The sequence below is a fragment of the Mangrovicoccus sp. HB161399 genome (assembly GCF_013184745.1).
In the GTDB taxonomy this organism is placed as follows: Bacteria; Pseudomonadota; Alphaproteobacteria; order Rhodobacterales; family Rhodobacteraceae; genus Mangrovicoccus.
The window spans coordinates 70,231-90,046 of the sequence record NZ_JAATVU010000025.1; the positions used below are offsets into that span (position 1 = coordinate 70,231).

Here is a 19,816-nt window from a genome sequence, read left to right on the forward strand (position 1 = left end):
GGGGCACGGTGCGAGGGAAGGGGGTGCAAGGGCGGACAGAGTTGGGGGGAAGCCCGCCCTTGCCATTTTCGTTCGGGCCGGCCTGCGGGGCGGCGGGGGCTTGGGACATCCGGTGTTGGGGGGATGGATGCCCTGCCGGACCGCAGCACCCTTGGCAGGCGGGCGCAAACGAAACCGTCGAATTCCTGTCCTGTTCGCCCCGGACGGGGGCGTAGTGGTCCGGCGCGGGCGCGGGGCCGGTCCGCTGCGGCGCCCGGAACAGCCGGGAGCCGCGGAGGCGTTTCCGCCGGGAGGATCGCTGGTCAATCCTCCCGGCCTGGCGGCCGCCCCGAGAGGGCGGCTGCAGATGGCGGCGGCTCCTCCCAGGCCTCCGCCATCACGGCCGCTGTCCGGCGGTCCCGCGCCTGCCCCCGTCCCGGAGCGGCGCCGGGGCTGCCGGACCGCGTTCCGATCCGTCAACCGAATAAATGGGCAATAAGCCCATTTGCATGCATGCCCCGCCCGGGAGTTTCCTGTCAACCTAAAATGGGTTAAATGCACATTTGACGGGAGACTTGCCGAAACGTGACCGAGAAGACCTTCAGAATTGCGGTCGACCGCATCCTCCGTCCGCTGGTGCGGGCGATGATCGGGCGCGGGCTGACCTATCCGCAGCTGGCCGAGCTGCTGAAGCCGCTGTTCATCGAACAGGCGGTCCGCCATTTCGGGCTGCCCGGGCGGCGCATGACCGATAGCCGGATCAGCGTGCTGACCGGGCTGCAGCGGCGCGACATCCGCACCCTGCGCGAGCAGAGCGAGGCGCCGCGCGGCCCCGAGCGCGGCCATGGGCCGATCCCGCGGCTGGTGGCGCTGTGGCAGGGCGATCCGCGCTTCCGCGACGCGTCGGGCGCGCCGAAGCCGCTGCCGCGTTCGCCCGGCGCCGGAGAGAGCTTCGAGAGCCTGGTCGCTGAGATCGGCCGCGACGTGCATCCGCGCACGCTGCTCGACGAGATGCTGCGCCTCGGCCTGGCGGAGGCGGAGGGGGACAGCGTCCGCCTGCTGGAGGACAGCCTCGTGCCGAGCCGTGACGAGGAGATGATGCTCCGCTACTATGCCGCCAACCTCGGCGACCATGCCGAGGCCGCGGCGGCCAACCTGCTTGCCGCGCCGGAGCCGGGACCGTTCTTCGAGCGGGCGGTGCATTACAACAAGCTCTCGGCGGCCTCGCTCGATGCGCTGGAGGAGATGGCGCGGAGCCGCCAGCTGGCGCTGCTGAAGGAGCTCAATACCGAGGCGCTGCGGCTGCAGCGGCAGGACATGGAGCAGGGCGCCGCGGCGGGCCGGATCAGGATCGGCGCCTTCGTCTACCGCGACACGGCCGGGGGCGGGGGCACGCAGGGGGGAGAGGCGCCATGACGCAGATGCGGAGGCTGCCGGCCGGGCGGGCAGGAGTGGCGGCGCTGGTCGGTTTCGCGGCCGCCCTGGCGGGCTGCGGCCTGCCGGAACGCGCCGGGCGCGAGATGTCCCTGACAGAGGACCGGGTGAGCGAGCAGTTCTGCCGCAAGTCGCTGGCCGGGGGGACAGCCGAGCCGGAAGAGGAAACCGATGGCGGGCTCGGCGGCACCGGCATCCTGGGGGTGATCACTGCCGCGGGCGAGCTGCGCATCGACGGGCGCAGCTTCCTCTACCGTCCCGAGGCGCAGGTCGACTCGCAGCTGGGCGCCTTCCCGGTCTCGGAGCTGCGCCGCGGCGACACGGTGATGGTGACGGCAATGAAGACCGCCAGGGCCTCCTGCGCCGTCGGCATGGCGCATTACCTTCCGGTCGTCGGCCAGGTCAGCAGGCCCGGCGGCGCGGACGGCGGCGACAGCTTCCGGGTGCTCGGCGCCGAGGTGGTGCTGGCCGCGGGCAGCAGCATCGAGGACGGCGACGGCCGCATGGTTCCCGCCAGCGCCCTGGATGACGGGCGCAAGGTGGCCGTCTCGGGCCTGTGGGAGGGCACGCGGATCCGCGCCACCCATGTGCGGATCATCGACGGCATGCCGCGTGTGCGCGACTCGATCACCGGCCCGGTCCGGGTCGACGGCAACGGCGAATCCTATATCGGCAGCGTCCGGGTGCGGCTGCCCGCCTCGCGCCGCGTGCCGGGCCGACAGGTGACGCTGGACGCCTCGAAGATCGAGCGGGAGGGCGGCGACGTCGTCCTGGGCATCTTCCGTCCGGACGCGCCGGCGCGGGAGGATGGCGGGTCTCCGGCTGGGGCGCTGCCCGCGATTGCGGCCGGAAACGCCGCCGCGGCGGTGCAGGACACTCCCGCATCGGGGGCGCCGCCGCCCGGCCAGATCCGCGCGGATGCCGCGGAACGCTGGGCGGACCGGGCCCGGGAGGACAGCACCGACAATCCGGCCCGCGACCGCAGCGGGCGGGACGCCGGCCGCGGCAGCGGCGGCGGGAACGCGGAGCGGGAGCGTCCGTCCCGGGCGCGCGACAAGTCGATCGGCGCCGCGTCCGAGCGGCGCACCTCGGGGCTGGCGCGGGAATGATCCGCCGGGGCCGCCGTGTGCGGCCCGCTCCGGAAGGTCTGCGGAACGATCAATTTTCAGGCGAAGTTTGCCCGAACGGTCACAAGATCCCGCCAGAACGGAAAAATTCGGGCATTTTCCGGTCAAATTCATTGGCAATATGCGCCCGGATGACCGTAGCTTGGCCGCGGACGGGCCTTCTGCAGCCGTAGCGGAGCCGCCTGGGACAGTCGGCAACGGAGACGGGGATGAAGCCCAGGGATCGCAGGGGCGAGATCGCGAAGCTCGTGGAGCGCAGCGGCGAAGTCGGCGTCGACGAACTGGTGCGCCTCTTCGATGTCTCCGCCGAGACGATCCGGCGCGATCTCAGCCAGATGGCTGAAGAGGGCGCGATCCTGAAGATCCATGGCGGGGCCAGGGCGCTGGGACGGATCTTCGTGGAGGACAGCTTCCAGGCGCGCATGCAGGAAGAGCCGCTGGCCAAGTCGGCGATCGCCGAGAAGCTGTGCGACGTGATCCGCGCGGGCGACACGGTGATGATCGACACCGGCTCCACCACCGTGATGGCCGCCGAGCGGCTGGCCGCGCTGCGCGGGCTGAAGGTGATCACCAATTCGCTGCATGTCGCCGAGACCTTCGGCCGCCATGGCGGGCAGTCGGGGATCGAGGTCTTCCTGCTCGGCGGCAGCTACGCGCCGGGCAACAACCAGACGACCGGGCCGGAAGCGATCGCCCAGCTCGATCTCTACCGCGCCGACCACGCCATCTGCACCGTGACCGCGGTCTCGGCGGAGGAGGGCGCGACCAATTCCAACGTGCACGAGGCGCATCTGGCGCGGGCGATGATCGCGCGCGCCCAGAACGTCATCGTGCTGGCCAATTCCGCCAAGTTCGGGCGCCGCGCGGCCTTCCGGGTCTGCGGTTTCGACCGGATGGACATGCTGATCAGCGACTGCCGCCCGGAAGGGGCGCTGGCCCGCGCGCTGGAAGGCGCCGCGGTGGCGGTCAGGTGAAACCAAGGGGTAACAAGTAGAGCGATGCCAAACGCCGTCAGAACCTATGTGCGGGTCGTGGACCGCCTTTCCGACTGGGTCGGAATAGTGGCCATGTACCTGATCTTCCTCATGATTGCAGTCCTGCTGCTGGATGCTGTCACCCGCAACGTCATCGACATCCCGCTGCACTGGTGCATCGAGTTCACCCAGTTCACGCTGGCCGCCTACTACTTCATGGGCGGGGCGATGACGCTGAAGAACGAGTCCCATGTGAGGATGGACCTGTTCTACGAGCGGCTCTCGCCCAGGGGCAAGGCGCGGCTCGACGCGGTGACGATCCTCTGCCTGCTCTTCTATCTCTGCGTGCTGCTCTGGGGCTCCGTTTCCTCGCTGGAATACGCGATCCAGACCAACGAGAAGCGGTTCTCGATGTGGAACCCCTCGATGATCCCGATCAAGGCGCTGATGGTCGCCTGCATCGTGCTGATGATCCTGCAGAGCCTGTCGATCCTCGCCAAGACCGTCGGCTTCCTCAAGGGGGAGGAGCTGGCATGAGCTACGAGATGATCGCGCTCCTGATGTTCGCGTCGATGATGGTGCTGCTCCTGACCGGGCAGCGGGTCTTCGCGGCCATCGGCTTCGTCGCCTCGGCCATGGTGCTGATGCTCTACGGGACGGGGGGCGTGGAGATTCCGTTCTCGGCGGCGTTCAAGCTGTTCAACTGGTTCCCGATGCTGACCCTGCCCCTGTTCATCTACATGGGCTACATCCTGTCGGAGGCAGGCATCGCCGAGGACCTCTACCGTGCCCTGCATGTCTGGTTCGGCCGGGTGCGCGGCGGGCTGGCCATCGGCACGATCTTCCTGATGGTGATCATCTCGGCGATGAACGGCCTGTCGGTCGCGGGCATGGCGATCGGCGCGACCATCGCGCTGCCCGAGATGCTGCGCCGGGGCTATGACAAGGCGCTGATCACCGGGGTGGTGCAGGGCGGTTCGTCGCTTGGCATCCTGGTGCCGCCCTCGGTGGTGCTGGTGCTCTACGGCATGATCGCGCGCCAGCCGGTGTCGCAGCTCTGGCTCGCGGGCGTGATCCCGGGCCTGCTGATGGCGGCGATGTTCATCGTCTACGTGGTCATCCGCGCGAAGATGAACCCCGCGCTGGCCCCGACCGTGCCGGAGGAAGACCTGAACATGCCGCGCCGCGAGAAGCTGAAGCTGCTGCGCGCGGGCATCATCCCGTTCCTGATCTTCTTCCTGATGACCGGGCTCTTCGTGATGGGCATAACCTCGCTGGTGGAAAGCTCCGCCGTCGGCGCGACCTCGGCCACGCTGGCCGCCGCCATCAAGGGCCGCCTCAGCTTCCGGCTGATCCACGAGACGGCGCGCAAGACGCTGGGCGTGTCCTGCATGTTCCTGTGGCTGATCCTCGCGGCGCTGGCCTTCGGCTCGGTCTTCGACGGGCTGGGCGCGGTGCGGGCGCTGGAGAACCTGTTCATCAACAACTGGGATCTCAGCCCCTGGCAGGTGATCATCATGATGCAGGTCAGCTTCATCGTGATGGGAATGTTCCTCGACGACACCGCCATGCTGGTGATCGTGGCGCCGCTCTACGTGCCGCTGGTGAAGATGCTGGATCTGGGCTTCGACAACCAGCTGATCTGGTTCGGCGTGCTCTACACGATGACCTGCCAGATCGCCTACATCACGCCGCCCTTCGGCTACAACCTCTTCCTGATGCGCGCCATGGCGCCCAAGGAAATCACCCTGACCGACATCTACCGCTCGATCTGGCCCTTCGTGATCATGATGGCCGCGACGATCGCGCTGGTGATGCTGTTTCCGCAGATCGCGCTCTGGCTGCCCGCGGCCGTGCGCTGATGACATCCAACAACAAGGGAGCAAACTGGATGACCGAGAAGAAACTGACGCCGTCGGAGAAGATTCTGGCCTCGCGCCGCAAATTCCTGAAGACCGGTGCCTTCGGGACGGCGGGCGTGCTGGCGGCCCCGGCGGTCGTGGCGCAGACCGGCCCGATCAAGTGGCGGCTGCAGACCTATTCCGGCGCCCCGCTGGGCGCGCATGTGATCAAGCCGCAGATCGAGGCCTTCAACGCCGCGGCCAACGGCGAGATGGAGATCGAGCTGTACTACGCCGACCAGCTGGTGCCGACGGGCGAGCTGTTCCGCGCGATGCAGTCGGGCGTGATCGACGCGGTGCAGTCTGACGAGGCCTCGATGGCCTCGCCGGTCGATATCGGCGTCTTCGGCGGCTACTTCCCCTTCGCCACGCGCTACTCGCTCGATGTGCCGGCGATGTTCATGTATTACGGCCTCGACGAGATCTGGAAGTCGGCCTATGACGAGGTCGACAACGTCACCTGGCTGTCGACCGGCGCCTGGGACCCGCTCCACATCTTCACCAAGGAGCCGATCCGCAGCCTCGCCGACATGAAGGGCAAGCGCGTCTTCGGCGTGCCGACCGCGGGCAAGTTCCTGTCGCAATACGGGCTGATCCCGGTCACCGTGCCGTGGGATGACGTCGAGGTTGCGCTGCAGACCGGCGAGCTGGACGGCGTGGCATGGTGCGGCTTCACCGAGGCCTACGAGGTCGGCTGGGCCGACATCTGCAACTACGCGCTGACCAACTCCGTCACCGGTGCCTGGTTCGGCTCCTACTTCGCCAACACCGCCAGCTGGGAGAAGGTGCCGCCGCATCTGCAGCAGCTCTTCAAGTCCACCATCGACCAGAGCCACTACTACCGCGACGTCTGGTACTGGGGCGGCGAGGCGAAGCTGCGCGTCGAGGGCGAGAAGATGGAACTGACCTCGATTCCGCCGGAGGAATGGGCGCAGGTGACCAAGGACGCCGAGACCTTCTGGGACGACGTCGCCAGCTCCTCGGAGCGCGCGGGCAAGGTCGTGGAGATCTTCAAGACCTATGCTGCCAACATGGAAAAAGCGGGTTATCCCTACCGCTGAGGAGGAGGCGCCGGGCCGGGCCCGGCGCGTCCCAGCTCCCGGCACGGGCGGCAGCCGGTCCCTCCGGCCGCCGCCCCACAGAGAAGAGGCCCGCAGATGACCCTCTACCGCACGACCATCGGCGGCGAGCGCCATTCCTTCGACGACCTGCGCGCGACCATGGCTGCCGCAACGCCCCTGCGCTCGGGCGACGAGCTGGCAGGCATCGCCGCCGCCTCCGAGGCGGAGCGCGTCGCCGCCCAGGCGGTGCTGGCCGACCTGCCGCTGGACACGTTCCTGTCCGAGCAGGTGGTCCCCTACGAAACCGACGAAGTCACGCGGCTGATCGCCGACACGCATGACGCCGCTGCCTTCGCGCCGGTGCGCCACATGACCGTCGGCCAGTTCCGCGACTGGCTGCTGTCCGACGCGGCGACGGGCGACGTTCTGGCGGCGCTGTCGCCGGGGCTGACGCCCGAGATGGTGGCCGCCGCCTCGAAGCTGATGCGCAACCGCGACCTGATCGCCGTGGCCCGCAAGATCCGCGTCGAGGTGGGGTTCCGCAATTCGCTGGGCAAGCCCGGCCGGATCGGATCGCGGCTGCAGCCGAACCACCCTTCCGACGATCTCAAGGGCATCGCGGCCTCGGTGCTCGACGGGCTGAGCTACGGCATCGGCGACGCGGTGATCGGCATCAACCCGGCGACCGACAACATCCCCAACGCGATCGCGCTGATGGAGATGCTGGAAGAGCTGCGGCTGCGCTACGACATTCCCACGCAGAGCTGCGTGCTGACCCATGTGACGAACTCGATCGAGATCATCGAGCGCGACGCGCCGATCGACCTGATCTTCCAGTCCGTCGCCGGCACCGAGGCCGCCAACCAGGGCTTCGGCGTCGATCTGAAGGTCCTGGACGAAGCCTATGCCGGGGGCCTGTCGCTCGGCCGCGGCACGGTGGGCGACAACGTGATGTATTTCGAGACCGGGCAGGGCTCGGCGCTCTCGGCCGATGCCCATCACGGCGTCGACCAGCAGACGCTGGAGGCCCGCGCCTATGCCGTGTGCCGCCGCTACAAGCCGCTACTGGTGAACACGGTCGTCGGCTTCATCGGGCCGGAATACCTCTATGACGGCAAGCAGATCATCCGCGCGGGGCTGGAGGACCATTTCTGCGGCAAGATGCTGGGCCTGCCGATGGGGGTGGATGTCTGCTACACCAACCATGCCGAGGCCGACCAGAACGACATGGACGTGCTGATGACGCTGCTCGCAGATGCCGGTGCGACCTTCCTGATCGCGGTGCCGGGGGCGGACGACATAATGCTGAACTATCAATCCCTGAGCTTCCACGACATCGCCTACCTGCGGAATTCCTTCGGGCTCCGGGCAGCGCCGGAATTCGAGGCCTGGCTGGAGGGGATCGGGCTGGTCGATCCGCAGGGCCAGCTGGCCGACAGCGGCGCGGGGCAGCAGAAGTTGATCGGAGCGGTGGCATGAGCGGCGTGGTCAAGGACCCCTGGGCGAAGCTGCGGGCGGCGACGCCCGCGCGGATCGGGTTGGGGCGGACCGGCGCCGGGCTGCCGGTGAAGGCCAATCTCGAATTCCAGTATGCCCATGCCCGCGCCCGCGACGCCGTGCACCGCGCGGTCGACTGGGAGGCGCTGAAGGCACAGCTGGCGCCGCGCGATGTGGTCGAGGTGGCCAGCCAGGCGCCCGACCGCGCGACCTATCTGCGGCGCCCCGATCTGGGGCGGCGGCTGGGCGAGGGGGCGGATCTTCTCCCGGCGGCGGGCTGCGACGTGGCCTTCGTCGTCGCGGACGGGCTGTCCGCCGATGCGGTGCAGGAACACGCGGCCGAGGTGATCCGCGCCTGCGACGGGACGCTCGCGGGGCTGAGCCTCGGGCCTGTCGTGCTGGCGCGGCAGGGCCGCGTCGCGATCGGCGACGAGATCGGCGCGGCGCTGAAGGCGCGGCTGGTGGTGGTGCTGGTCGGCGAGCGGCCGGGGCTGACGGTGGCGGATTCGCTCGGCGCCTATCTGACCTGGGGACCGCAACGGGGACGGCGCGACAGCGAGCGCAACTGCATCTCCAACATCCACCTCAAGGGCGGGCAGAGCTATGCGCAGGCGGCGGCGAAGATCGGCTGGCTGGCGCGCGAGGCGCTGAAGCGCGGGCTCACCGGCATCGGCCTGAAGGACGAGGCTCCGGCGCTGGCCGCGGCGATGGAAGAGACCGGCAGGCTGCCGGAGGGATGACCGCCGCGATGGGTTGAGGCCCCGGAGCTCCGCAACTTGTGGGGGCAATGAACGCTCGGCTCCGGGGTCTGTCCGCCATCTGGCGATGACACGTGTCTAGCCCCCGGACATGGCGCCATCGGGGAGCCCCCGCGGCGGCGGACGGGTCATTTCGCGGCGGAATTGCGGCAGGCGGGTCCGGCTACTGCCGGATGCCGTGCGCTGCCTCGGGATGTTCGGCCATGAAATGCCGCAGCGTGGCGAATAGATCGCGCGCATGGGGCAGGTCGCCCTTGTGCAGCGCCGCACGGATGTCGTCGCAGATCATGTCCTGCACCTTGGCCGCGCCGTTGTGATGCTCCAGCACGTATTGCGCCAGCGCGGCGGCGTTGACCCGGCACAGATGCTCGTGCTCGGCAACGGCTTCGATCTCGTCCGGCGTGAGATCCGTCATGTCGATGATGTCCTGGACGCTGATCATTGCGCTCTCCTCCCAAAGATGCACGTTGAAGCTGCGCCATCCTAAGGGCAGGCCGCCGCCGGAGGCCATGATCCAGATCAGCAGCCCCGGCCTGACAGAGATCAAAGCGGCAGCGGCCATGCATGATTAGGACGGGGCCATCCCGCGGAAGGACCGGACATGCTGCGCCTCGCCTCGCTTCTCTACAGCCTGATTTCCACCACGCTTGCAGGGACCGGCGTTGTCCTCGCGCTCGTGGCCGGGGCCGACGGGCCCGCCGTGCTTCTGGGCGCGGCGGCCGCGGGAGCGGTTGCCGCCCTGCCGGTGGCGTGGTTTCTCGCGAAGCGGCTCTACGGGGCCTGACCGGCGTCGAGGAAGACCCGCGCCGCAGCCTCGAATTCGCGGGGCTTCTCGGCATGCAGCCAATGGCCCGCGCCGGGGATCTTGACGAAGCGCGCCTTCGGAAACAGCGCCTTGATCGCCCCGCGGTGGTCCGGCGTCACGTAGTCCGACTTGCCGCCCGACAGGAAGAGGGTCGGGTTGGCGAAGCTGCCGCCGGTTTCAGGGAAGGACAGCACCTTGTCCATCTCGGCGGCGAGCACATCGAGATTGAGCTTCCAGCGCTTCTCCTTCACGTCGAGGCTCTGCAGCAGGAAGGCGCGGATCTGCAGTTCGGGCACCGTTTCCTGCAGCTGCCGGTCGGCATCGCCGCGGGTCTCGACCTTGGACAGGTCGACGCCGCGCATCGCATGGACATACTGCATCTGCGTGTGGCCATAGGCGACCGGCGCAATGTCCGCCACGATCAGCCGGTTGACCAGCTCGGGCTGCGTCAGCGCCAGCACCATCGACGCCTTGCCGCCCATCGAATGGCCCAGCACGTCCGCGCGGCCGCCGATCGACGCGATCGCCTCGGCAATGTCGCCGGCCATGTCGGGATAGGAATGGGTGTCCGTCCACGGGCTGTCGCCGTGGTTGCGCTGGTCGACCGCGTAGACCGGCCGGGTGTCCGAGAGCCGCTTGGCGATCACGCCCCAGTTGCGGGCGGAGCCGAAGAGCCCGTGCACGATCAGGAGCGGCGTTCCGGTCTCGGCGGTGCCGTGGCGGATGATGTTGAGCATGGCCTGTTCCCTTGCCTGTGCCCTGCGGTATTGCGGCCCTCCGGCAACAGGTCAAGGCCCGGCGGCCGACGCGCGGCGACACGCCCGCGCGATGGTGACAATCTGTGCGCGGGAGGGTCCGCGATGCAGGAGAACAGGATCGGCGAGATGTCGGGCGCGCTGTCGGCGCAGCTCCATGCCAAGCTGGGGCTGGCCCATGCCGGGCTGGGCGAACAGGTCCGCGGGATCGGGCGGCGCGTGCCGCGGCGGGTGCGCCGGGCGCTGCAGGAGATCGCCGAGGCCGAGCGGCTTTCGGAGAACCCGCGGCTGCAGTCCAAGGTCGATCTTGGGCGGCTGGAGGGCTGCTACCGCCGGGCGCATGTCTGGCTGTCGGAGTACGACCCTGCCCGCCACCGCGCGCAGGCCTGGCGGGCCCTGGCGGCCGAGCTGGCCTTCAACCTGCTCCTGGGCATTGCTGCGGTGATTGCGGTGCTAGCGATCCTGGGCATGATCGGGCCGGACGCCCGTTAGGTCGGCACTGCCGGCGGCCCGTTAGGTCCGAATTGCCGGAGGCGCGTCAGGTCCGGGGCGCGGGAAGCGGGCCGGGGGCGCCTGGCCCCGGGATCCGGCGGATCTCGCAGGGCCGGAGATCCGCGTCCGGGCGGATCAGAACCACTCGATGGAGATGTCGGATGCGGTCAGGTTCACCCATTCCAGGGTGATGGTGCTGGCATGGTCCGCACCGTAGCTGATCACGGTGTCGAAGCCGACGATGTCCAGGGTGAAGTCCTGGTTCGGGGAATGCATGCGCAGCACGTCCTCGTCGGCATTGAAATCGGTGATCACGTCATGGCCCTGGGGGGCGCGGGCGAAGACGAAGGTGTCTGCGCCGCTGCCGCCGGTCATGGTGTCATGGCCCTGCTCGCCCCAGATCACGTCGTCGTCGGCGCCGCCCTCGAGCACGTCATTGCCGGTTCCGCCGCGCAGCGTGTCCATGCCGGTGCCGCCCAGCAGGGTGTCGCGGCCCTGGTTGCCCTGGATCAGGTCGTTCTCGCCGCCGCCGTCGATCATGTCGTTGCCGATGCGGCCGTAGAGGCGGTCGTCGTCCCAGCCGCCGCTGATGACGTCGTTGCCGCGGTCGCCGGAGATGTAGTCGGCGCCATGGCTGCCCGAGAGGATGTCGTCGCCGTTGCCCCCGCGGATCATGTCCTCGCCCCAGGAACCGTGGATCGAGTCGGCGCCGTCGCCGCCCAGCAGGCTGTCATTGCCCCAGGAGCCCAGGATCGTGTCGTCGCCTGCGCCGCCATTGACGCGGTCATTGCCTTCGCCGGCCTCGATGGTCTCGGCGGCGCCGCGGCCGCGGATGTTGTCGTTGCGGTCGCTGCCGAAGATGGTGCCGGCCCCGGCATCGCTGTCCGCGAGGGTCTGGGACAAACCCGCGGGGGCATCGAGGTCGGGCCCGGCGGCGGATACGTCGGCATCCGCGGCGGTGGCTGCAGGAACGGCGAAGGGGACCGACTGCCATTCGATGGCATCGTACAGATTGATCATGGCTACCCACCCAGAATGTTGCGCGAAGCGGACTTGGCCCCCACAACCTAAGCGCCCGTTTCGAGGACGCTTATGCACCTGGGGGTCTGAACAAGTCCTGAATTTTGCCGGGGTTGCCGAAAAAATTTCAACAGGAACAGTGTGTTAGTGGCTGTGTCCGGAATGGGGCGCAATCCGGGCAGCCCTGCGCCGCCGGTGTGGCGCAAAATGCAAGCGGGCCCCTGGAGGGGCCCGCAGAAGCGTCCGATGCCGCAAAGTTGCCGGCTTCAGAGGTCCTGGTAGATCGGGAAGCGGGCGCACAGTTCCGCCACTTTTGCCTTCACCGCCTCTTCGACCTCGCCGTTGCCGTCCTCGCCGTTGGCGGCGAGACCGTCAACGACCTCGACGATCAGGTCGGCGATCTGGCGGAATTCGGGCTCGCCGAATCCGCGGGTCGTGCCGGCCGGGGAGCCGAGGCGCACGCCCGAGGTCACCATCGGCTTCTCCGGATCGAAGGGAACGCCGTTCTTGTTGCAGGTGATGTGCGCGCGGCCGAGGGCTTTCTCGGTCGCGTTGCCCTTCACGCCCTTCGGGCGCAGGTCGACGAGAACGACATGGGTGTCGGTGCCGTTGGTGACGGTGTCGAGCCCGCCCTTCATCAGCTGGTCGGCCAGTGCCTGGGCGTTCTTCACGACCTGCTCGGCATAGGTCTTGAACTCGGGGCGCAGCGCCTCGCCGAAAGCGACGGCCTTGGCGGCGATGACATGCATCAGCGGGCCGCCCTGGATGCCCGGGAAGATGGCCGAGTTGACCTTCTTGGCGATCTCCTCGCTGTTGGTGAGGATCATGCCGCCGCGCGGGCCGCGCAGGGTCTTGTGCGTCGTGGTGGTGGCCACGTCGGCATAGGGGAAGGGCGAGGGATGCGCGCCGCCCGCGACGAGGCCGGCGAAATGCGCCATGTCGACCATCAGGAAGGCGCCGACGCTGTCCGCGATCTCGCGCATCTTGGCGAAATCGATCTGGCGCGGGATGGCCGAGCCGCCGGCGATCACCAGTTTCGGCTTGTGCTCGGTGGCCAGCGCCTGGACTTCGTCATAGTCGATGGTCTGGGTCTGGCGGTTGACGCCGTACTGCACCGCGTTGAACCACTTGCCCGACTGGTTGGGCTTCGCGCCGTGGGTCAGGTGGCCGCCCGCATCGAGGCTCATGCCGAGGATGGTGTCGCCGGGCTGGATCAGCGCCTGGAACACGCCCTGGTTGGCCTGGGAGCCCGAGTTCGGCTGCACGTTGGCGAACTCGCAGCCGAAGAGCGCCTTGGCACGGTCGATAGCCAGGTTCTCGGCGATGTCGACGAACTGGCACCCGCCGTAGTAGCGGCGGCCCGGATAGCCCTCGGCGTACTTGTTGGTCATCACCGAGCCCTGGGCTTCCATCACCGCCTTGGAGACGATGTTCTCCGACGCGATCAGCTCGATCTCGTCGCGCTGGCGGCCCAGCTCCTTGGTGATGGCGCCGAACAGTTCGGGGTCACGGTCTGCGAGGGACTCGGTGAAAAATCCCTGGTCGCGATGCGGTGCATTCATGGTCGTCTCTCCCTCTGCGGGTGGGCTCGGGCTGGTTGGGATGCGCGTCTTTATATCCGATCCCCGCCGGAGCAAAGCCCCCCTGTGGGCAAAACGTCCGGATCCGGTCTGTCGCAGGTCCCGGGACTTGAGTTTCGCGTGGCCGCGCGCGATGACGGAAGGGCAGACATCCGGGGGGCCGAGTGACGAAGGACCTGAAAATTGCGTTCCGTGCCAGTACCTCGCCGGTCGCCCAGGCGGCGCTGCAGGAACTGTCCCGCTTCTACGGAAACGCGCCGATCGACCGCGCCGATGTCGTGGTCGCGCTCGGCGGCGACGGCTTCATGCTGACCACCCTGCACGAGACCGAGGGCATGGGATTGCCGGTCTACGGCATGAACCGCGGCACGGTCGGCTTCCTGATGAACGAGTTCTCGGTGATCAACCTGATCGAGCGGGTCTCCCGCGCGGCGGAGGAGGTCATCAACCCGCTGGAAATGCGCGCCATAGACGAGGCGGGCGAGGAACACCGGCGGCTGGCGATCAACGAGGTGTCCCTGCTGCGCGCGGGGCCGCAGGCGGCCAAGCTGCGCATCCTGATCGACGGGCGCGAGCGGCTGGACGAGCTGGTCTGCGACGGGGCTCTTGTGGCGACGCCGGCCGGGTCGACGGCCTACAACTATTCCGCCCACGGGCCGATCCTGCCGATAGGGGCGGATGTCCTGGCGCTGACCGCGATGGCGGCCTTCCGGCCGCGGCGCTGGCGCGGGGCGCTCCTGCCCAAGACCGCGCATGTCCGCTTCGAGGTGCTGGAGATCGCCAAGCGTCCGGTGATGGCCGATGCCGACAGCCGCCAGGTGCGCAACGTGGTCTCGGTCGACATCCGCAGCCGCGGCGACATCCGCCACCGGCTGCTCTTCGATCCGGGCCACGGGCTGGAGGAGCGGCTGCTGCGCGAGCAGTTCGTCTGAGCGCCGGAACGCCCGGCTGAGCCCGGCAAGGACGCGCGTCTCGCCATGGCTGACGGCTGCGGTGCCGCTCTCCAGCTGCCGCGGCTCGATCTCCGGGTGGGGCCTGATGCGCAAGGCGGGGACCGGTCCGGCCTTCACGATGCGCAGGATCGCCAGCCAGTCGCGCTCGTCGGGATCGTCGGCAAGGGCCGGGTTGGGGGATGGAGGAAGTTGCGCCACCAGGTTCCGGCCGCGGCGGTGAAGCTCGGCCCGAAGGCGGCATCGAAGCTGCGGGTGACGGCCGGGCCGGTGCGCAGCTGTCCGCCGTGATGGCGGCGGGCTCGCGGGCTGTGGCCGAGAGCGTGGCCGAGATCGCTGCGCGGCCGCCGAGGCTGGTGCCCGTGCCGAGCGCCTCCGGGTCGCGGTGCCATCCGCTGCTCTCCCGGACTTGCCGATCAGGGCGCATCCGGCCGCCGCGGAGAGGACGGGCGCGGCCGCGTCCCGCCATTTGCCTGGGGAGCCCTCGCCGCCCTGCCAGATCCCGAAGCGCTGTCCGGTGATGTCACGGCAGCCCGGACTGAGGATCGCGGTGAGCGTCTGGCCCGGGCGGCTGTCGCGCAGTTCTCTAGGTAGCGCCTCCTGCCGGCATGGCCGCCGAAAGCGAAGGGCACGGCAAAGCCGGTGACGGCTTGGCCCGGCCGCTCCGGCAGCGGCACCGGGCGGCAGACCCGGGCCGGGACGGCAAAGCCAAGCTCCCGCGTGCGCTCGCGGCGGCGCTCGATCTCGAAGGGCAGATCGCCGCCGAACACCCGGTGCGCGATCCGGTCTCTCCAGCAGCGGCGGCTGCCGCGGAGCCCGGTGGCGGCGGCAGCGAGGCTCCAGCTCATCCCCGATGGGCGTCGACCCGGGGGGGACCGGCCGGCGCGTTGCAGCGGACCGTGGTGGACAGGCCGTTGGCCTGGAACACCGGCTCGCATGCGTGCCGCGCCTTTTCCCGCTGGCCTGCATGGAACAGCGCGCGGCCCAGCTCTGGCCGCACGCGCACCGGAGAGGAATCGCCTCTGCCGGCCGGCTGGTCTCCTTCGCGAGCGGCACGCGGCCAGACGTCGTGGAGTCCGGCGCAATTGCGCGCGGCTGCCGGCAAGAGCGCCAGCGGCGGGATCGGACGGAGCAGCTGGCCCTAGGCTCCGGGCCGGACGATCCTCGAAGGCGCCGGCATGTAGGCCTTCGCTGCCGCGCGCGCTGAAGGTGCCGCCGGTCGCGCCGGGGTCCGGCCCGCGGGCGGGGGCATCGGCGCCGCCGGAGATCCCGGTGCCGTGGATGCCGTCTGCCGTTGCCCCAGCGGTCACCCCCGGTGACGGAGACGTCGGGGCCTGGCACCGGGGTGGACGCGGCGGCGCCGGGCCGGGACAGTTGGCGCCGACGGGGGACCGGGACAGCCGCAGGCCGACCAGGGGCGCGGCGCCTGTGCCGGAGGCGATGACTCCGGTGCCGCGGACGTGCCGGCACAGGCGGCCGAAATGCCGGAAGGGCGCCACCTTCCCGCGGGCCGCATCAGGGTTCCGCTGCTGAAGGCGGAGACACGGGCATTCCGCCGGTCGCCCGCGGCCGGCGGGGCATCCGGTCCGCCGCGTCGCCGCGGCTGCTCGGCCGCCGCAATCCCCCTGCGTGATCGCCGTGGTCCGGTTGCCCTGCGCCGCGGCCAGGAGGCCGCTGCGGGTGCTGCAGCCATCGGGTATGCCGGCGAGGATGATCCGAGCCGACCCGAGGGTCTGCGCGACCGCCTCGGCGTTGCCCCGGGCGTCCCCGCAGAGCCCTGGTCGCAAGGCGCGCGGGCCGCCTTTGGCGGGGCGGAGGTCCCGGACGGGCCGGACAGCCGGGCGCGGCGGACAAGGCCCGGGACAGGACCCGTGGGAGGCAGGCGCAGACCCGGTGCCTCCGCCGCAGGTACCGGGCAGGCGAAGGCAGAGCGGGACCTGCGGGGTTGCGCTCGCGGGTCTCCGGGTGCGCTGGTTCCGGCCCCTAAGGGAGGGAACGCCTGAGGAACCGCCGGGAACGGCTGCGCGAATTCGGTCCGGATACTGTTGGGATGTCAAATCGGCGGCGCGGAGCCGGGCAGGGAGGACCCCGCCCGGCCCGGGCTCAGCCCGCCTTGGGGTAGCCGATATTCGACAGCGCGCCCTTGATCTCGTCGAGGATCGCCGGGTCGTCGATCGTGGCCGGGGCCTTGAACTCCTGGCCGTCGGCGATCTTGACCATGGTGCCGCGCAGGATCTTGCCCGAACGGGTCTTGGGCAGGCGGTCGACCACGCAGGCCAGCTTGAACGCCGCCACCGGGCCGATCTTGTCGCGAACCATCTTGACCACTTCCTTGACGATCTCGTCCGGGTCGCGGTCCGTGCCCTTGTTGAGGCAGAGGAAGCCCATCGGCATCTGCCCCTTCAGCGGATCGGACACGCCGATCACCGCGCATTCGGCGACATCCGGATGCGCGGCCAGGACTTCCTCCATGCCGCCCGTCGACAGCCGGTGGCCGGCGACGTTGATCACGTCATCGGTGCGCGCCATGATGTAGAGATAGCCGTCCTCGTCCTTCATCCCCGCATCGCCGGTTTCGTAGTAGCCCGGGAAATGGGTGAGGTAGGATTTCCTGAACCGTTCCTCGGCATTCCACAGCCCCGGCAGCGTGCCGGGGGGCAGGGGCAGCTTGATCGCGATGGCGCCCAGCGTTCCGTTCGGCACCTCGTGGCCGCCCTCGTCGAGGATATGCACCTCGTAGCCCGGCATCGGCACCGAAGGCGAGCCCAGCTTGACCGGCATTTCCTCGATCCCCAGCGGGTTCGCCGCGATCGCATAGCCCGTCTCGGTCTGCCACCAGTGGTCGATGACGGGGACGTTCAGGAGCTTCTGCGACCATTCGATCGTGTCCGGATCGGCGCGCTCGCCCGCGAGGAACAGCGCCTGCAGCGAGCCGAGGTCGTACTTGCCGACATATTCGCCCTTGGGATCGTCGCGCTTGATCGCCCGCAGCGCGGTCGGCGCGGTGAAGAGGATCTTGACGCCGTGCTCCTCGATCACCCGCCAGAACGTTCCGGCATCGGGCGTGCCCACCGGCTTGCCCTCGAAGACGATGGTGGTGCAGCCCGTCAGCAGCGGCGCATAGCAGATGTAGCTGTGGCCGACGACCCAGCCCACGTCCGAGGCGGCCCAGTACACGTCGCCCGCCTGCACGTTGTAGATGTTCTTCATCGTCCACAGCAGCGCCACCATGTGCCCGCCATTGGGGCGGATCACGCCCTTGGGCTGGCCGGTCGTGCCGGAAGTGTAGAGGATGTAGAGCGGATCGCTGCCCTTGACCGGCACGCAGTCCGCCGGTTCGACGCCGTACTGGAACGTGTGCCAGGCGACGTCGCGGCCCTCCTCCAGATGCGCGACTTCCTGTTCGCGCTGGAAGATCACGCAGAAGTCCGGCTGGTGCTTGGACACGGCCAGCGCGCCGTCGAGCAGCGGCTTGTAATGGACCACGCGGCCCGGCTCGATCCCGCAGGAGGCGGCGATGATCGCCTTGGGCTTGGCATCGTCGATCCGCACCGCCAGCTCGTTCGCCGCGAAGCCGCCGAAGACCACCGAATGCACCGCGCCGAGGCGGGCGCAGGCCAGCATCGCCTCCAGCGCCTCGGGGATCATCGGCATGTAGATCACGACGCGGTCGCCCTTCTCCACGCCCTTGGCGCGCAGCGCGCCAGCCAGCGAGGCGACGCGGCTCTGCAGCTCGCTGTAGGTGATCTCGTGCTTGGAATGGGTGACCGGGCTGTCATGGATGATCGCGACCTGGTCGCCGCGCCCGGCCTCCACATGGCGGTCCACCGCGTTCCAGCAGGTGTTGCAGACGCCGTCGGCGAACCATTCGTAGAGCGGCGCATTTTCGTCGAACAGCGCCTTCGAGGGCGCCTTGATCCAGTCGACGGCACCCGCCTGCTCCATCCAGAAGCCTTCCGGATCTCCCTGCCATGCGGCGTAGATGTCAGAATACGACATGCCTTCCTCCTTATCCCTGGGCGCAAGGGTATCCGTTGCGATCCGTCCCGCAACGTGGCTGATTTGCCGCAACCGAAGGTGCAGACATGCATTTTTCATAATTGGTCATGTTTCCGGACCGCATTGGCGGTGCTAGCGCTCGCAAATCCGGGAGGGAGGAGGATTTGTAAATGAATTTTCCAATAAAAATCTTTGCTGTCAATGTATTGAAGGCACCTTCCGGGGGGTGCTGCGTGCCTGTCCGGCGCTAACGCCGGGCCGGAGGCGATTCGGCGGGCGCGGGAGGGGTTGCGCAGGGTCGCAAACTCTTAACCATGTCGGGACTACCTTGCCCCCGGATGACTCTCAGGAATGCCCATGCCCGCCGCTGACCTTCTCCGCCCCGTTCTCCTGGCGCTGCTGCTCTGCCTGCCGGCGGCGCTGCGCGCCGAAAACTGGAACTACCTCTCGGGCGGCCCCGGCGGCCAGCGCGCGGCGGCGATCTGCGATCTCGGCGATGGCGGGCTGACCTGCCTGTCGCTGCTGTGTTCCGACCGGCAGGAGCTGGGCCTGGCCTTCCAGTCCTCGCTGCCGCTCTCCGGACCGGTCGAGGCGACGATTTCCGTGGACGGAGGAACCGTGCAGGCGCTGCGCTTCGAGCCGCCGGTCGCGCCGGGCAGTCCGGCCGTCGCGCGCTGGGACGCCGCGCGCGACGCCCCGCTGGTGGAGGCGCTGAAGCGCGGCAACCGCGCGCTGCTGACCTATGACGAGGGGCGGGGCGAGCGGAGCCTGGATTTCACGCTGCTGGGGTCGGCCAGGTCGATCGCGCAGGTGCAGGAGTCCTGTCCCGCGCCGCGGCCGCGGGTGGCCGATCCCGTGAGCTATGCGATGCAACGGATGGAGCCGGTCTGCCGTGCTGCGGGCGTCGCCTTCTCTGCCGGCGACGGGCTGGTCCGGTCCCATGACCTGGACGGCGACGGCGTGCAGGACGCGGTGATCGACTGGAGCAAGGCGGGCTGCAATTCTGCGGAGACCTTCTGCACCGGGCCGTATTGCGATTTCACCTTCCTCTACACTCTCGGGCCCGGGAGCATGGTCCCGGCCCTGACAGTGCGCGGGAAAAGCTATCTGGTGCTGCCGATCCCGAACTTCTCCACCGATCTGCAGATAGCGGTCGATCCCGCGCTCTGCGACGAGCCGACCGACGATTGCGCGGTGATCTACCACTCGCGGCCCGGCGGGAGTGTCGAGCTGGTCGGATACTACTGAGCAGTTCCGGACGGCGCAGGGACGTCAGCGCCATGCTCCGGGCGGCTGCATGCCTGCCCTGGGTCCAGCATCGGCGGGACCGCGGCAATCTGCGATCATGCCCGGCACGCTGTCGGGCCGACATGCGGCGCTGCTGGATAAATCAGCTGGCGAGCGCAATCTCCCTTTCCCCGGGCACACCTATCCTGCGGCCACCGTCATCGGGATGCCGAGTGCCGTGGAGCAGTTGAGGAATG

General features: G+C 69.1%; 18 protein-coding genes. 13 read left to right on the forward strand and 5 right to left on the reverse strand.

All coding sequences use genetic code 11. The features are described from left to right. Nucleotides 1-564: 564 nt before the first annotated feature. The 8 genes from HCC78_RS15585 (at nucleotide 565) to eutC (ending at nucleotide 8,713) form a co-directional block, all read left to right on the forward strand. A complete protein-coding gene (locus HCC78_RS15585) occupies nucleotides 565-1,395 on the forward strand; it encodes a DUF6502 family protein (RefSeq protein ID WP_172329715.1) in 831 nt (276 codons plus the stop codon). Further along, nucleotides 1,392-2,522: a DUF5666 domain-containing protein gene (locus HCC78_RS15590; protein WP_172329716.1), complete on the forward strand. Its 1,131-nt coding sequence runs from the start codon at nucleotides 1,392-1,394 to the stop codon at nucleotides 2,520-2,522. The genes HCC78_RS15585 and HCC78_RS15590 overlap by 4 nt, the downstream gene beginning before the upstream one ends. A gap of 227 nt (nucleotides 2,523-2,749) precedes the next feature. Then, the gene (locus HCC78_RS15595; protein WP_172329717.1) at nucleotides 2,750-3,514 is read left to right on the forward strand and encodes a DeoR/GlpR family DNA-binding transcription regulator; all 765 of its coding nucleotides are present in this window, start codon (nucleotides 2,750-2,752) and stop codon (nucleotides 3,512-3,514) included. Nucleotides 3,515-3,607: 93 nt separating this feature from the next. Continuing rightward, nucleotides 3,608-4,051 carry a TRAP transporter small permease subunit gene (locus HCC78_RS15600; protein ID WP_216671178.1) on the forward strand — a complete coding sequence of 148 codons (444 nt, stop codon included), beginning with the start codon at nucleotides 3,608-3,610 and terminating at the stop codon, nucleotides 4,049-4,051. Further along, a complete protein-coding gene (locus HCC78_RS15605) occupies nucleotides 4,048-5,376 on the forward strand; it encodes a TRAP transporter large permease subunit (RefSeq protein ID WP_172329719.1) in 1,329 nt (442 codons plus the stop codon). The genes HCC78_RS15600 and HCC78_RS15605 overlap by 4 nt, the downstream gene beginning before the upstream one ends. 65 nt (nucleotides 5,377-5,441) lie before the next feature. Then, nucleotides 5,442-6,476 (forward strand): TRAP transporter substrate-binding protein DctP, encoded by a 1,035-nt coding sequence (gene dctP / locus HCC78_RS15610; protein ID WP_216671181.1) that lies wholly within the window; start codon nucleotides 5,442-5,444, stop codon nucleotides 6,474-6,476. 96 nt (nucleotides 6,477-6,572) lie between these two features. Next, nucleotides 6,573-7,955, forward strand: a complete 1,383-nt coding sequence (locus HCC78_RS15615; RefSeq protein WP_172329721.1) for an ethanolamine ammonia-lyase subunit EutB — start codon at nucleotides 6,573-6,575, stop codon at nucleotides 7,953-7,955. Continuing rightward, a complete protein-coding gene (gene eutC, locus HCC78_RS15620) occupies nucleotides 7,952-8,713 on the forward strand; it encodes an ethanolamine ammonia-lyase subunit EutC (protein ID WP_172329722.1) in 762 nt (253 codons plus the stop codon). Before HCC78_RS15615 ends, eutC begins: the two co-directional genes overlap by 4 nt. Before the next feature lie 181 nt (nucleotides 8,714-8,894). Here the strand turns inward: eutC and HCC78_RS15625 are convergent, their stop codons facing one another. Continuing rightward, nucleotides 8,895-9,173, reverse strand: coding sequence for a hypothetical protein (locus HCC78_RS15625; RefSeq protein WP_172329723.1), 279 nt, complete (start codon nucleotides 9,171-9,173; stop codon nucleotides 8,895-8,897). A 159-nt stretch (nucleotides 9,174-9,332) separates the two neighbouring features. Between HCC78_RS15625 and HCC78_RS15630 the strand changes: the two genes are divergently transcribed. Further along, the gene (locus tag HCC78_RS15630) at nucleotides 9,333-9,515 is read left to right on the forward strand and encodes a hypothetical protein (RefSeq protein ID WP_172329724.1); all 183 of its coding nucleotides are present in this window, start codon (nucleotides 9,333-9,335) and stop codon (nucleotides 9,513-9,515) included. Here HCC78_RS15630 and HCC78_RS15635 read toward each other — a convergent pair. Beyond that, entirely contained in the window at nucleotides 9,503-10,273 is a 771-nt protein-coding gene (locus tag HCC78_RS15635) for an alpha/beta fold hydrolase (protein WP_172329725.1), read from the reverse strand. The two genes, HCC78_RS15630 and HCC78_RS15635, sit on opposite strands and share 13 nt — an antisense overlap. 123 nt (nucleotides 10,274-10,396) lie before the next feature. Between HCC78_RS15635 and HCC78_RS15640 the strand changes: the two genes are divergently transcribed. Beyond that, complete coding sequence (locus HCC78_RS15640) at nucleotides 10,397-10,783, forward strand: hypothetical protein (protein ID WP_172329726.1); 387 nt, start codon at nucleotides 10,397-10,399, stop codon at nucleotides 10,781-10,783. Between the two features lie 135 nt (nucleotides 10,784-10,918). Here HCC78_RS15640 and HCC78_RS15645 read toward each other — a convergent pair whose 3' ends face one another. Beyond that, entirely contained in the window at nucleotides 10,919-11,803 is an 885-nt protein-coding gene (locus HCC78_RS15645) for a calcium-binding protein (protein WP_172329727.1), read from the reverse strand. Between the two features lie 266 nt (nucleotides 11,804-12,069). Further along, entirely contained in the window at nucleotides 12,070-13,365 is a 1,296-nt protein-coding gene (glyA, locus tag HCC78_RS15650) for a serine hydroxymethyltransferase (RefSeq protein WP_172329728.1), read from the reverse strand. Nucleotides 13,366-13,547: 182 nt separating this feature from the next. Here glyA and HCC78_RS15655 point away from each other — a divergent pair, with 182 nt between their 5' ends. Together HCC78_RS15655 and HCC78_RS15660 are read left to right on the forward strand one after the other, a co-directional pair. Continuing rightward, the gene (locus HCC78_RS15655; protein ID WP_371743844.1) at nucleotides 13,548-14,315 is read left to right on the forward strand and encodes an NAD kinase; all 768 of its coding nucleotides are present in this window, start codon (nucleotides 13,548-13,550) and stop codon (nucleotides 14,313-14,315) included. 45 nt (nucleotides 14,316-14,360) lie between these two features. Next, nucleotides 14,361-14,624: a hypothetical protein gene (locus HCC78_RS15660; protein WP_172329729.1), complete on the forward strand. Its 264-nt coding sequence runs from the start codon at nucleotides 14,361-14,363 to the stop codon at nucleotides 14,622-14,624. Nucleotides 14,625-16,436: 1,812 nt separating this feature from the next. On the opposite strand, the gene prpE is transcribed toward HCC78_RS15660, so the two are convergent. Continuing rightward, nucleotides 16,437-18,332 carry a propionate-CoA ligase PrpE gene (prpE, locus tag HCC78_RS15665; RefSeq protein WP_172329730.1) on the reverse strand — a complete coding sequence of 632 codons (1,896 nt, stop codon included), beginning with the start codon at nucleotides 18,330-18,332 and terminating at the stop codon, nucleotides 16,437-16,439. Between the two features lie 357 nt (nucleotides 18,333-18,689). Here prpE and HCC78_RS15670 point away from each other — a divergent pair, with 357 nt between their 5' ends. After that, nucleotides 18,690-19,580, forward strand: a complete 891-nt coding sequence (locus HCC78_RS15670; protein ID WP_172329731.1) for a hypothetical protein — start codon at nucleotides 18,690-18,692, stop codon at nucleotides 19,578-19,580. Nucleotides 19,581-19,816 lie beyond the last annotated feature (236 nt).

Excerpts from the sequence above, each read along its gene's own strand:
- HCC78_RS15590 (WP_172329716.1), top strand. The coding sequence starts at position 1,392 with ATGACGCAGATGCGGAGGCTGCCGGCCGGGCGGGCAGGAGTGGCGGCG.
- HCC78_RS15595 (WP_172329717.1), top strand. The coding sequence starts at position 2,750 with ATGAAGCCCAGGGATCGCAGGGGCGAGATCGCGAAGCTCGTGGAGCGC.
- HCC78_RS15600 (WP_216671178.1), top strand. The coding sequence starts at position 3,608 with ATGTACCTGATCTTCCTCATGATTGCAGTCCTGCTGCTGGATGCTGTC.
- HCC78_RS15605 (WP_172329719.1), top strand. The coding sequence starts at position 4,048 with ATGAGCTACGAGATGATCGCGCTCCTGATGTTCGCGTCGATGATGGTG.
- HCC78_RS15615 (WP_172329721.1), top strand. The coding sequence starts at position 6,573 with ATGACCCTCTACCGCACGACCATCGGCGGCGAGCGCCATTCCTTCGAC.
- eutC (WP_172329722.1), top strand. The coding sequence starts at position 7,952 with ATGAGCGGCGTGGTCAAGGACCCCTGGGCGAAGCTGCGGGCGGCGACG.
- HCC78_RS15625 (WP_172329723.1), bottom strand. The coding sequence starts at position 9,173 with ATGATCAGCGTCCAGGACATCATCGACATGACGGATCTCACGCCGGAC.
- HCC78_RS15630 (WP_172329724.1), top strand. The coding sequence starts at position 9,333 with ATGCTGCGCCTCGCCTCGCTTCTCTACAGCCTGATTTCCACCACGCTT.
- HCC78_RS15635 (WP_172329725.1), bottom strand. The coding sequence starts at position 10,273 with ATGCTCAACATCATCCGCCACGGCACCGCCGAGACCGGAACGCCGCTC.
- HCC78_RS15640 (WP_172329726.1), top strand. The coding sequence starts at position 10,397 with ATGCAGGAGAACAGGATCGGCGAGATGTCGGGCGCGCTGTCGGCGCAG.
- HCC78_RS15645 (WP_172329727.1), bottom strand. The coding sequence starts at position 11,803 with ATGATCAATCTGTACGATGCCATCGAATGGCAGTCGGTCCCCTTCGCC.
- glyA (WP_172329728.1), bottom strand. The coding sequence starts at position 13,365 with ATGAATGCACCGCATCGCGACCAGGGATTTTTCACCGAGTCCCTCGCA.
- HCC78_RS15660 (WP_172329729.1), top strand. The coding sequence starts at position 14,361 with ATGGCTGACGGCTGCGGTGCCGCTCTCCAGCTGCCGCGGCTCGATCTC.
- prpE (WP_172329730.1), bottom strand. The coding sequence starts at position 18,332 with ATGTCGTATTCTGACATCTACGCCGCATGGCAGGGAGATCCGGAAGGC.
- HCC78_RS15670 (WP_172329731.1), top strand. The coding sequence starts at position 18,690 with ATGCCCGCCGCTGACCTTCTCCGCCCCGTTCTCCTGGCGCTGCTGCTC.